14 protein-coding genes are annotated in these 13,232 nt (G+C 31.7%); all 14 read left to right on the top strand.

Going from position 1 to position 13,232, the window contains the following annotated elements:
* The first annotated feature begins 140 nt into the window (after positions 1 to 140).
* The 14 genes from ACWNT5_RS23925 (at position 141) to ACWNT5_RS23860 (ending at position 13,228) form a co-directional block, all read left to right on the top strand.
* Positions 141 to 995 carry an SIR2 family NAD-dependent protein deacylase gene (locus ACWNT5_RS23925; protein WP_456518813.1) on the top strand — a complete coding sequence of 285 codons (855 nt, stop codon included), beginning with the start codon at positions 141 to 143 and terminating at the stop codon, positions 993 to 995.
* A 46-nt stretch (positions 996 to 1,041) separates the two neighbouring features.
* Entirely contained in the window at positions 1,042 to 1,551 is a 510-nt protein-coding gene (locus ACWNT5_RS23920; RefSeq protein ID WP_456518812.1) for a hypothetical protein, read from the top strand.
* Between the two features lie 183 nt (positions 1,552 to 1,734).
* The gene (locus ACWNT5_RS23915; RefSeq protein ID WP_456518811.1) at positions 1,735 to 2,337 is read left to right on the top strand and encodes a hypothetical protein; all 603 of its coding nucleotides are present in this window, start codon (positions 1,735 to 1,737) and stop codon (positions 2,335 to 2,337) included.
* A gap of 1,216 nt (positions 2,338 to 3,553) precedes the next feature.
* Positions 3,554 to 4,417, top strand: a complete 864-nt coding sequence (locus ACWNT5_RS23910; RefSeq protein ID WP_456518810.1) for a hypothetical protein — start codon at positions 3,554 to 3,556, stop codon at positions 4,415 to 4,417.
* 605 nt (positions 4,418 to 5,022) lie between these two features.
* The gene (locus ACWNT5_RS23905) at positions 5,023 to 5,742 is read left to right on the top strand and encodes a hypothetical protein (RefSeq protein ID WP_456518809.1); all 720 of its coding nucleotides are present in this window, start codon (positions 5,023 to 5,025) and stop codon (positions 5,740 to 5,742) included.
* Between the two features lie 84 nt (positions 5,743 to 5,826).
* A complete protein-coding gene (locus tag ACWNT5_RS23900) occupies positions 5,827 to 6,225 on the top strand; it encodes a hypothetical protein (protein ID WP_456518808.1) in 399 nt (132 codons plus the stop codon).
* Positions 6,200 to 7,156, top strand: a complete 957-nt coding sequence (locus ACWNT5_RS23895) for a hypothetical protein (RefSeq protein ID WP_456518807.1) — start codon at positions 6,200 to 6,202, stop codon at positions 7,154 to 7,156. Before ACWNT5_RS23900 ends, ACWNT5_RS23895 begins: the two co-directional genes overlap by 26 nt.
* 227 nt (positions 7,157 to 7,383) lie before the next feature.
* A complete protein-coding gene (locus ACWNT5_RS23890; protein ID WP_456518806.1) occupies positions 7,384 to 7,824 on the top strand; it encodes a hypothetical protein in 441 nt (146 codons plus the stop codon).
* Complete coding sequence (locus ACWNT5_RS23885) at positions 7,821 to 8,312, top strand: hypothetical protein (RefSeq protein WP_456518805.1); 492 nt, start codon at positions 7,821 to 7,823, stop codon at positions 8,310 to 8,312. The genes ACWNT5_RS23890 and ACWNT5_RS23885 overlap by 4 nt, the downstream gene beginning before the upstream one ends.
* A 152-nt stretch (positions 8,313 to 8,464) precedes the next feature.
* A complete protein-coding gene (locus ACWNT5_RS23880; RefSeq protein ID WP_456518804.1) occupies positions 8,465 to 8,932 on the top strand; it encodes a hypothetical protein in 468 nt (155 codons plus the stop codon).
* A 194-nt stretch (positions 8,933 to 9,126) separates the two neighbouring features.
* On the top strand, positions 9,127 to 9,558 hold the full coding sequence (locus ACWNT5_RS23875; protein WP_456518803.1) for a hypothetical protein: 432 nt from the start codon (positions 9,127 to 9,129) through the stop codon (positions 9,556 to 9,558).
* A 1,232-nt stretch (positions 9,559 to 10,790) separates the two neighbouring features.
* Positions 10,791 to 11,588 carry a hypothetical protein gene (locus ACWNT5_RS23870; RefSeq protein ID WP_456518802.1) on the top strand — a complete coding sequence of 266 codons (798 nt, stop codon included), beginning with the start codon at positions 10,791 to 10,793 and terminating at the stop codon, positions 11,586 to 11,588.
* An 81-nt stretch (positions 11,589 to 11,669) separates the two neighbouring features.
* Positions 11,670 to 12,371, top strand: a complete 702-nt coding sequence (locus tag ACWNT5_RS23865; RefSeq protein WP_456518801.1) for a hypothetical protein — start codon at positions 11,670 to 11,672, stop codon at positions 12,369 to 12,371.
* Positions 12,372 to 12,478: 107 nt separating this feature from the next.
* Positions 12,479 to 13,228: a DUF6985 domain-containing protein gene (locus ACWNT5_RS23860; protein WP_456518800.1), complete on the top strand. Its 750-nt coding sequence runs from the start codon at positions 12,479 to 12,481 to the stop codon at positions 13,226 to 13,228.
* Positions 13,229 to 13,232 lie beyond the last annotated feature (4 nt).

Here is a 13,232-nt window from a genome sequence, read left to right as displayed (position 1 = left end):
GAAAGGTTATTGTATTTTTGGTAAGGCGCAATGCTTGCAGAAAGTAAAAGTTAGCAATCAATGCGCAGAAAAATCGAAAAGCAAAGTAACATTTTGTCCTGCTACGACACATATATTAGACGTTACCACCAATTGATTGAATGATTAACGAGAGAATCATAGAGCGAATTGAATACTGTTTAAAAAAGGATAAAAGGATTTCCTTTCTTGTCGGAGCGGGTATCTCTGCCGAAAGTGGAATTCCAACTTTTCGCGGCAAGGAAGGTTATTGGGTTTCTGGTTCTAAGAATTATAAAGCTCAGGAAATTGGAACCAAAAGGTTTTTTAATATCGCTTCACACGAAGTTCTCAAATTCTATTTATATAGGAAATCTATAACTCAATATGCTGAACCTAATCAGAGTCACTTAATGCTTAAAGAAATTGGGGATATTCTTAGTGAAAAATTTGCCTTAATTTCTCAGAATGTGGATAGTTTACATAAAAAAGCTGGGAATTCAGAAGAAAAAACTTTTCTGATTCACGGAGATCACGATTTTATGAGATGCGGAGATGAATGTTCAAGTGAATTGTATCCTTTTCCAAAAGACATTGAGTTAAAAGATAGAAAAAAAGATCAGCTAACTGAAGAGGAAATTAAAATTTTAAAATGTCCGAAATGTGGAGAAGATTTAAGACCTCATGTTTTATGGTTTGATGAATATTACAATGAAAAATTCTTCAAAAAAGACACTGTTTTGAGAATTTCTAAGGAAACCGGAATATTGTTTATTCTTGGAACTTCTGGAGAAACAACTCTTCCTCAATTAATTGCTAAAAATGTTTTAGCCAAAAATGGAATGGTTGTCGAAATAAATATTGCGGACAGTTATTTTTCTGAATTATTAAAAAATAAAAAGAACGGAATTATAATCAGGTCTGAAAGTAGTCCATTCTTGACGGAATTAAAAAAAGAAATAGAAAAACAGGTGGTAACACTGTATAACAAATCATAGCTACCTTCGGCAAGCTACGCTTGTTATACTTACCGTTGTACAACATATGAAAAAAGTATTTTACTCATTATTATTGATTTTACTTTCTTTATCATCTAAAGCACAAGAAAATCCCTTACTTCAAAAATTATCCGAATTAGAAGGTTCTGAAAAACAAGTAAATTATGTACTTAATCTCGACTTCCCCGAATTACAAGAAAATGAAGTAATAATTAAGCTTAAAGAAAAATTGAATTCTGACTTGAATTCAGTAATTGATTGTGTGATTCCATATAAAATAAGCGAAAGTTTAAAACTCACGAATGAAGAAAAACAAGAATTAAAAAAACGTATTTCAAAAATAGCTGAAAAATTTTCTGAATCGGAGTACTACACAATTTTCGAATTTTCTGGAGGGTACGCTCCTATTTTTGGAATAAATATAAAAAATGTAAAAAATAAACAAATAGTGGTTGTGATGCTTGGTAGAGATTGTACCAAAGATCAAACTGAATTAAAAGCGGAAGAAATTTATACCGTATTTAATGACAGAATGGACGAATTAATGAATAAATAAACGTTGTACAACAACATATATGTGATCATAGCAGTTCCTGCTGGATTTAATGGCAATCGCTTATTTGCCATGACGCAATGCTTGCAGAATAAAAAAGTTAGCAACCAATGCGCAGTTTTTGTCGAAAACAGGGTAACATTTTGCCCTGCTACGACACATATATAAAACGTTGTACACAATTCTATGAAAAAAAATACTAGAATATTATTATCTGGAATTTTACTGATTTTAACTTCTTGTAAATCAGAAATAAGTACGCCTGAATTAAAAATACACTTCACTGAAGATCAAATTTCGGATTTTAACAAAATAACCGAATTCTTTATTGAACAGATATGTGAAAACAATAAAGCATCTGATTTCGAAGATTGTTTTAAAAAAATCCTTCCGGAACTAGTTAATAATGGATGGAGTCCTATTCTTGAAAAAGTAGATTTTGAAAAACAAAACGAAATGTATAATTCGCTTTCAAATGAAACTTTTAAAGAAATATGGAGTTTCCAAAAAAGCCAACAACACTCGGAAGAAACTAAATATAAATCTGGAGGTATAAATACTTCTGGAAAATATTTGGAATTTCTCAACGTAATAGGAAATAGAAACAATTATGTTTCCAACTATGTTAAAGAAATTTATGCATCTGGCGATGTTCCAAGCAATGCTTCATTACAAAATCATATATACACGAATCCAAACGATTTAAATTTAAATGATTACAACATACAAGTTTTAATTGCAATAAATTATTTGACCCAAAACGATGGGCAAAAACGTGCTGAAAAGTAGTGTAAAATAAAAACTGTGTACAACACGATATATGTGCCATAGCAGCAAAGTGATCAATCCAATGGTTGTCGTATATTTATGAAGGTGCAATGCTTGCAGAATGAAAAAGTTAGCAACCAATGCACAGAAAAATCAAAAAATAGGGTAACATTTTGCTCTGCTACGACACATATATTAAACGTTATCCGTGCATTTTAGGAATCTGAAAAACAAAACGAAAGCAACGAACGGTTAACCACTCAATGACCTAAGTATTTTTGTGATGGTTAAGGTTTAATTGAGGAAAAAGCGATAGAAAAAACCAAAATTGAGGAGGTTTACGCAAGTAAAACGTGCTAAAAAATCGCTTTTTTGGCTGATCAGCATCTGACGAAAAAAAGTTCAGGTCCATTTAGTAAGGTCCGTTACTAATCCAATGGTTGCAAGGTGATCGCAAGAAGAAAAAATAAAAATTGACGGAGTAATAACGCAAGTAATATCACCTTGCATGGCTAGTCTAGTAAGGTTAGTGACTGAAAAAAATAAACGCACGATAACAAGATATATGTGCCATAGCAGCAAAGTAATCAATCGATTGGTTGTTGTATATTTATGATGGCGCAATGCTTGCAGAAAGTAAAAGTTAGCAACCAATGCGCAAAAAACCGAAAAACAGGGTAACAATTTACTCTGCTACGACACATATATTAAACGTTATCCGTGCATTTTAGGAATCTGAAAAGTAGAACGAAAGCAACGAACGGTTAACCATCCAATGACCTGAGTATTTTTTTGATGGTTAAGGTCTAATCGAGGAAAAAGCGATAGAAAAAACCAAAATTGAGGAGGTTTACGGAGTAGTACATGCTAAAAAATCGCTTTTTGGCTGATCAGCTACGGACGAAAAAAAGTTCAGGTTCATTTAGTAAAGTCTGTTATTAATCCAATGATTGCAAGGTGATCGCAAGAAGAAAAAATAAAATTGACGGAGTAATAACGTAAGTAATATCACCTTACTTGGCTAGTCTAGTAAGATTAGTGACTGAAAAAAATAAACGCACGATAACAAAATATATGTGACATAGCAGCAAAGTGATCAATCGATTGGTTTGTGTATATTTATCAAGGCGCAATGCTTGCAGAAAGTAAAAGTTAGCAACCAATGCGCAGAAAAAACCGAAAACAGGGTAACATTTTGCGCTGCTACGACACATATATTAAACGTTAGCAAACATTCTTGAAAAAATTGAAATATATCAACTTTCTAATATTAATTATAACACTTAGTTGTTCGAGGAATAAAACTAATTCGAATAACAAAAATATTCTTGATCAAAATATTGACACAATTAGCTATCATTATACTGGATTTAATAATGGACTTAAACTTGATTTATTGAGTAATGGTACTTTCATAAACGAAAAATATTTGTTTGGCTGTACTGGTGGTGGAGAAAGGAAAAAAGTATTTGGCAATTATAAATTAGATAGTATTACACTAAAATTAATTCCCAAAAAAGTTGAATTTACGCAATATCCTATGGATATGGAGTCAAAACCAATTACTACTAAGGTTGCTTACGGAATTGACTCACTTAATATTAAAACTGAATATCAAATCATTACTTGGGAAAATAAAAAATACCTTTTATCTGATTTTTATGATTTAGGCTGGAGTATTGAAAAAGAAAATGATTATCTAAGATTTGCAGATTATTTAAATTCTGGACTTGAACCTAAAACGAGTGGAATGTATTTAGTCAACGGAACTAAAGATTCTATTACCTCAGAATTTAACTTAAGTCAGATACCCATAAAATGGCAAAAATACTTTCTAAAAGAACCTATCTCAGCAAAAATAAAAAGTATAAAAAAAGTGATTGACAAAGAAGATAATGAAAATTTTTGGTGGCTAATTGAACTGAATAAAGGAGACGAAAATGGAATGAACAGTCGTCTAACGATGACAACTAAGGATGATATGTTTTTTATGGATATTGATTCGGTTCTAAAAAACAGCAGTTATGGCAGATATCATATGCCCGATTTTACACCTGACAAATATCCTATTGGAACTGAATTAAGAACTAAATGGAAATAAAACACGTTTGCTAACAATTTGTATATTGCATATGCCGCCTTCGGCAGGCAAACGCACCATACAAGAGACGTTATCCGTGCATTTTAGGAATCTGAAAAGTAGAACGAAAGCAACAAACGGTTAACCACACCATGACTTGAGTATATTTGTGATGGTTAGTGTCAAATCGAAGAAAAAGCGATAAGAAAAACCAAAATTGAGGAGGAATACGGAGTAGTAACGTGCTAAAAAATCGCTTTTTTGGCTAATCAGCTACGGACGAAAAAAAGTTCAGGTTCATTTGGTAAGGTCTGTCCCTACTCAATGATTGCAAGGTGATCACGAGAAGAAAAAATCAAATAGACGTAGTAATTACGTAAGTAATATCACCTTGCTTAGCTAGTCTAGTAAGGTTAGTGACTGAAAAAAATAAACGCACGATAACACGATATATGTGTCATAGCAGCAAAGTGATCAATCGAATGGTTGTTGTATTTTTGGTAAGGCGCAATGCTTGCAGAAAGGAAAAGTTAGCAATCAATGCGCAGAAAAACCGAAAAACAAGGTAACATTTTGCTCTGCTACGACACATATATTAAACGTTGTAGCCAATTTGAAAAAAACTAATGAAATTTAATCTAATAATAATTCTCCTTTTCCTTTCTCAAACAATTTCTTCGCAAGAAAGTGACATATTCAAAGTAGAAATCAATAAAAAAGAAAAACCTGAATTTAAAGCTGATTACAGATTATTTAAACATAGGTATAACTATTTCTATCAGGATGAAAACTATATAGTAAAAGACTATTGCAGAGGTGAATTCGGTGGTACAGTTGAATTCACAAATAAAGAGACTAAAAAAGTTTATGTTGCAAAGGCTACTTGTCCATCTTCTTTGATAAAAATGAACGGAAAATATTACCTAGTTACTTCATTAGCACATATGTCTGGATCTTTTGGAATTTACGAAATTAGTGACCCGACGGAACTTTCTGAATTAAAAACCACTGATTCTAAAAAAGATAAATTCTTTAAAAGGAAATCAAACAATGGACTTAAAAAGTTATATAAAGAAATCGGAGGAACAATACTTATAAGTTTTCCTTATGAGAATGAGCTTTATTTTATAACATCCGATGGAAGTGGGACTTTTCTATCTAAAAGAAAAGGCTCTGAATTGATTAAATTAAAAAAGTTGTTAGACTATAAAGTATTCACATACGAAACTGGAATTAAAATCACTAATCGTGAGCATTACCTTAATAACTTTCAATTGACACAAGACAAGGGAATAGGTTTTTTTGATATTTCAGAGAATATTATTAGAATAAATATTTATAAATAAAACTGGCTACAACAATTTGTATATTGCATATACTCCCTTCGGGAAGCAAACACAACATACAATAGACGTTGGCAAACATTAAAAATGGATCAAAAAGAAATCACATATTCGGAATTTTATGAATTAATTTTTGAAAGTCTACCGGATTTTCGAAAATTGGAAGTTTTTGACGAATACAAAGACGAAATAAATGACGGTTTTCCTGCTATTGTAATATTATCTGAATTGGCAAGAAAAATGATGAAAGAAACTGAGAATGGAAATGAAAAAGTAGCTGACAAATTACTTGGAATAGTTGAGAATGTATTAGCGGATTTCCCAGACTCTCGAATTGCTGCGTTAATTGGAACTGATTTCATCGTGAGTATTTTGGAATATCCAATGGAAAAGGAATTGAAAATTAGTGTTTTGAAAAAAATGGGAAAAGAAACACTAAGAGGTTACGAAATTTCCAAAAATGGATACAGAGAAATATTTAAATAAAAAACGATTTGCCAACAATATATATGTGATCATAGCAGCTATAGATGAATCCAATAGTTGTTCTATTTTTGGTAAGGCGCAATGCTTACAGAAAGAAAAAGTTAGCAACCAATGCGCAGTTTTTGTCGAAAATAGGGTTACATTTTGCTCTGCTACGACACATATATTAAACGTTGTGTACAATACAAAAAAAATGTACTCGAAAAAAGCCAGAATTGAAGTTCAAAAGCAAATAATCGATTTTGCCAAATTAGATTCAAATATCATTGATTGTGCAATCGTTGGTTCTGAATCTGTAGGGAATGATGACAAATGGTCTGATATTGATTTGACATTCGGATATGAAAACGACGCAGATGTAAATCAAATATTGAGAGATTGGAGCAAAATGATGTCGGAAATTTTCGATGCTAACAAGCTATTTGACATATCTTACCAAGAGTCACTTTATCGGGTTTTCCTTCTACCAAATGCTTTACAAGTGGACTTGTCTTTTACGCCAAGTGAACATTTTGGAGCGATAACGGATAATTTTAAACTAATTTTTGGCAACCAGAGAAAAAGAGAATTTAAATCACTTCCCGAAATCAATTTTATCGCTGGATATACAATTTTATTTGCGTTAAAGACAAGGACTTCTACTGAAAGGGAAAAATATTGGCAGGCGGAATATTATCTAGCCAAATGCCGAGAAAATACAATGATACTTAAATGCCTTAAAGAAAATCTCAATTCATTTGACGGAAGAAGTTTTGATGAACTAACGCCTAATTTTTTAAAACAAATTCAAAATACACTGATTAACGAACCAACCAAACGAAACCTAGAAAATGGTTTAAAGTCTATGATACAAATACTAATAAAAGAATTGTCCACGGTTGACAATTTGAACTATAAATTTATTAAGGAATTAAAAATAATTGGTAAATAAGTACTGCACACAACACGGTGTATAAAACATAGCTAATAAGTGCTTAACCAAAAGGTTTGTGTATATTTAGAAAGTCCGCCAAATTTTTAACTTGGCTTTTTAAAAGAGAAAAATTAAAAACAAAATATAAAAATTCGGCTCTGTGTTAATCCGAAAAGTTAGCGTCTTTTTACACGCTACGTTTCATACACAAGACCGTTGTACGCAAGCCGAAAAACGAACTCAAATTGATAAAAAGAGCTATAATAATTACATTAATTCTCAACTCGATAATTCTGATTGGAATTCCGTCAGGGCACGGTTATGGAATAATGATATTGATTGAGTATTTAAGTGTTCGGAATGTAATCGATTTAGGATTTGAATTCGACAAAAATTATCCTTATGAAAGCAGTCTATTTTTAGTAGTTATTGTTTCACTTATTGGAAAACTGATTTCAATTGGACCATTATTTTCTAAAAACATTTTGACCAAAAAGAATTGGATTTACATAGGACTGACTTTAATGCTGATTTCATTCCTTTTTGTTTGCTATGGGGCTTGGGAATATGACAGTTTTCTTTTTGCAATAACGCTTGGAAGCGGAATACCTTTTTTAATGTATTTCGGCAGAGTTTTATATTTGATTAGAAAAGAAAACAACAAATCTGAATTAATAACTGAATGAAAAAAAAGATAATCTTTGGGATTTTAGCATTTATTATCGGAATTGGAATATCTCTATTTTCTTATTCCTTTTTTAGAGAGCAAATTCAGAGTATTTTCCTCTGGTCTACTTCAAACCGAATTAGATTTATGGGAAAGAATTTTTATCTTTTTGGGAGTAATTTTTACTATTTGAGCATAGGCATATCATTCTTCGTTTTGACTCTTGAAAACCTGAATCAAAGACTAACAGAGGTTTTCAAAAACGGAATTATATGCTTCTTGACTTTTGGAATTTCTTTAATCGGAATTTCCGCAATCGATGCGAACATAAAAGTTATAGAGTGTACAGCTTGTGATGATGGAATAAGAAGTTTACATTGGAATGGAATAAATTATGGATTGATTATAGGAACAAGTGCTATGATTTCGGTTATTCTAAGTCTAATAAAAATAATACGAACGAAAAAAGCCAGCGTACAACACGATATATGTGATCATAGCAGTTAGGTGATTAATCAAATGGTTGTTGTATTTTTAGTAAGGCGCAATGCTTGCAGAAGCTAAAAGTTAGCAACCAATGCGCAAGAAAAATCGAAAATCAAGGTAACAATTTACTCTGCTACGACACATATATTAAACGTTGTAGCCAATTAAACTGAATGCGAAAAACAGTCAAATTTATAGAAGATAGAATTAAGTGGAGAGCTTCTCAACATAATCTGCCGAATAAAACTGTATTTTTATTTGAGAACTTGACTGATGAAGTCAAAATGAAATACTTAAATCATTTTGACGAAAAAGATAGCGGAAAAATAATCTTACTATTTACGGATTCGAAGAATAATTGGACAGCATTGGGAACAAAAAGAATTATTGGGTATGATGGAACAAAACTCAACTCTGTAAAATTAGATGCAATTGAAGATGTGGATTCTAAAAATCGGAAAGAATATTTCGAAAAAGCAGAAACTGGTGAAACTAAACTCAAAAAAATTAAAAAACGCAACGAACGCGAATTGTTAGTTACTGAATTTGACGGAAAAGAAACGATTTTTATTACGAAAAAAGGAAGTGACTTATTCTCTCTCTGGAATATTATGATTATGATAATGAGATTAAATAAATAAACTGGCCACAACAACATATATGTGATCATAGCAGCTAAGTAATGAATCGAATGGTTGTTGTATTTTTGGTAAAGCGCAATGCTTGCAGAAAGTAAAAGTTAGCAACCAATGCGCAGAAAAATCAAAAAACAAGGTAACAATTTGCTCTGCTACGACACATATATAAAACGTTGTGGTTAATTCTAATTAAAGTTGTGAAAAAAATCTTATCCTTATTTTTAATATTTATCTCAATATTCAGCTGTAAATCTGATAGAGTTGACGGAGTTCTAATTGGAGGTACATTATTTGCCCATCAATCTTTCTCTGAAAATCAAAAAATGAAAAAACTGATTTCCAAGGCTCTAACGAAAGATAAAAACGCAATTATTGAACTAAAAGATTTTCCAAATGGAGGAGCAGCAAGCGGATATGATTTAGGTTACGTTCTGACTCAAATAATATATCGAATCGGCGAAAAGGATTTTGCAAAAATACTGAACGGAATACCAAAATCTGAACGAAAAGGTTTTGCTGGATTAATTATGGTCGGACTTGAATACGGAGATCATGATAATGATGGAAAAATGGATAATAAACGAATGGAATCTGAATTTCCAAAGCTGACTAAAATATTGAATGAATAAAAACTAACCACAACACTATATATGTGGTCATAGCAGCAAAGTGATCAATCGAATGGTTATTGTATATTTATGAAGGCGCAATGTTTGCAAAAAGTTAAAGTTAGCACCCAATGCGCGAAAAAAAACCAAAAAGCAGGGTAACATTTTGCCCTGCTACGACACATATATAAAACGTTATCCGTGCATTTGAGGAACCTGAAAAGTAAAACGAAAGCAACGAACGGTTAACCACCCAATGGCCTTAGCATTTTTGTGATGGTTAGTGTTCAATCGAGGAAAAAGCGATAAGAAAAACCAAAATTGCGGAGGTTTACGGAGTAATAACGTGCTAAAAAATCGCTTTTTTGGCTGACCAGCTTCTGAAGAAAAAAAGTTCAGGTTCATTTAGTAAGGTCCGTTACTAATCCAATGATTGCAAGGTGATCGCAAGAAGAAAAAATAAAATTGACGGAGCAGTAACGCAAGTAGTATCACCTTGCTTGGCTAGTCTAGTAAGGTTAGTGACTGAAAAAAGAACGCACGATAACAAGATATATGTGCCATAGCAGCAAAGTGATGAATCCAATGGTCTGTGTATATTTGTTAAGGCGCAATGCTTGCAAAATGGAAAAGTTAGCAACCAATGCACAGAAAAAACCAAAAACAGGGTAACATTTTGCCCTGCTACGACACATATATTAAACGTTATCTGTGCATTTTAGGAATCCGAAAGGTAGAACGAAAGCAACAAACGGTTAACCACACCATGACTTGAGTATTTTTGTGATGGTTAGTGTCTAATCGAGGAAAAAGCGATAAGAAAAACCAAAATTGAGGAGGATTACGGAGCAGTAACGTGCTAAAAAATCGCTTTTTTGGCTGATCAGCTTCTGACGAAAAAAAGTTCAGGTTCATTTGGTAAGGTCTGTCTCCTACGCTATGATTGCAAGGTGATCGCAAGAAAAGAAAAAATAAAAATTGACGGAGTAATAACGCAAGTAATATCACCTTGCATGGCTAGTCTAGTAAGGTTAGTGACTGAAAAAAATAAACGCACGATAACAAGATATATGTGCCATAGCAGCAAAGTAATCAATCGATTGGTTTGTGTATATTTATGAAAGCGCAATGCTTGCAAAGAGTAAAAGTTAGCAATCAATGCGCAGTTTTTGTCGAAATCAGGGTAACATTTTGCCCTGCTACGACACATATATTAAACGTTAGCATATATTGATAAGAAAGATAATTAAAATATGATTCATTTAATTCTTGCAATAATCTGTTTTGAAATAGGTGCAGTTGCTTTATCCTTCGTATTTAGAAAGACCAAAGCAGAAAAGGAATATGATCAAAAATTAAACGAAAGCTTGGCTGATGAATATATTATAGATCCAGAGACAGGAGCCAAGTTGACTTTAGAACAAGCCGAGTCGGGTCATTGGATTGAACATAATAATGAATTCTTAGCGGTTCCTGAAGAGCAAATAGAAAAATTATATACCGAAGAACAAAAAGAAGTAGAAAGAGCAATAAATTATTTAAAAAGTGAACCTAATTATATCAAGGAAAAATTCACGGAACAAGATATTGAGTTACTTGAAAACACAAGAATTTTAAGTAAATACGATAATTGGACGTACTCTGACCTATTTAAGATAGAATATTGTGATGGTTATGTGTTTTTACCATCTGTAAAATTAATTGGTAATCAACATTCTTATTTTGATGATGATTATCAAGAATCCCAAGTTATGTTTTGGATCAAATTGGACAATGATTTTGGTCATTATTATTTGAGAGAAAAATCGTCTACTGAAAAATTTTTAGACCTAATAAAAAATGATGATGATTTAAAACTTAAAGGCTACGAATCTTTTACATTTAAAAAGTCGCCTGACATTATTAATCTTTTAAGGATATTAAAATCTTTTGAAGGTCAGAAAAAACTAGAAATTGAGTTTTATAGAAATAATGTCCTCATAAAAAATGAGAAGTTTGTAAATCGTAAAGACATTAATAGAATAGAAGAAATAATTAAAAACATATGCTAACAATTTGTATAGTGCATATGTTCCCTTCGGGAAATAAACGCACCATACAAGAGACGTTACAGGCAATAAGAAAAAAAACAAATGAGCAATAAAATCCAAGAAAGAACAGTATGGCAAAAATTAAGACCATCTCTCAATAATTATGAGATGAGTGAATCTTGGGAAGATGCTTTTAATTTGTTTGAGAGTAGAATAAAAAATAAGTTTTTGAACCCAATTTCTCTGCTAATTAACCAAGGAAATAATGAAGGTGTTGGATTTTCAATCGTTTCAATTGAGTGCATTTTAATTGAAACATTTGCAGCATTTAGAAATGGAAGTATTTACAATAATAGATACAATGAAGAAAAAGACCCACCTTATCAATATAGTGATTGTCAAGAACTATTTGTCAACTTCTTAAAAACTGAGAACATTTTCAAACATAACTTCGAAGAAGAAGATGATGAAAATAAAACACGAATAACCTATTCTGCTGATAAGTTCTACGTCGATGTTAGATGTGGACTAATTCATGAAGGTAGGACAAAAAAAGACTGGACAATTAATCTCAAACCAAAAGAGGAACAGAAAGGAACGTTGTTTGGGAAAGACGGGAATAAGAAAAAAATATACCGTACAATTTTTTATAAACTCTTAGATAAGTACTTAACTAAATATCTAAAAGAATTACGTCAAAGTAGCGAAAAAGGAAAGAGGCTAAGAAGAAATTTTGCGAGAAAAATGGATAACCTTTACAATTTCAAACCGAATAAAAAAAGATTTGAATGGTGGATTTATTGACGAATAAAAATGAATACTGCCTGTAACAATGTATATGACGGTCATGCCCAGCAAGAGCTGGTCACGCCGCATATACGAAACGTTGTGTGTAATTAAAATAGACCTAATTGAAAGAATTTGAGAAATACGAAGTTTGGGAAGATTATTGGTGTTACAAACCCATAAATAACCCTACTTTTGAAATACTAAAAACACTCAATTATTATTGTTGGAAGCCAAGAGAAAATGATGAAATTAAAATCAGAATTGAATCTTTCAACAATACTGAATTACCAAGAGACAGTCAAATAAAAGCAATTGAATTTGTTATAGGAAATGAATCTGAAATTTTAGATGGTATTTGGAATTATTATCAAAACTTGATTCTACCTGTATATAAATCAGCTATAGACATTGAAACAGAAGATATTGCAAATAATAAATCAGAACTATCAAAAATTTTCGGAGTTAAAGCAATTGAAATAGCTCCACTTCAATCTTATAATTCTGTTTACTATTTGATTGAGTTTGACTTCAAATATGATTGCGAACACGGACTCTATCTACTCTTTAAAAACAACACACCAATTGATTTGTTTAGCGAAGGTGATAAAGATTACGATTCGATAGGAATTTATGAAAATGGACTTGATAATAAAGATAAATCTCCTTTAAAAGTTCATCTCAGCGAAACAAATGGAAACCCTTTGTTAGACGGAGAATATTTTTTTAACCAGCAAATTGAATTTGCCTTATCAAAAGGAGCTTATCGAATATTTTATACGATTAATGATAGTCAAAGAGTTCGAAACTTCATTGTGAATGAGAACTTAGAAAAATTCACATTAGAGTATGTTCTCAAAAACTGTACATTATAAACTG

Source organism: Aquimarina sp. 433 (genome assembly GCF_054054605.1).
This window is presented reverse-complemented; position numbering and strand designations above follow the sequence as displayed.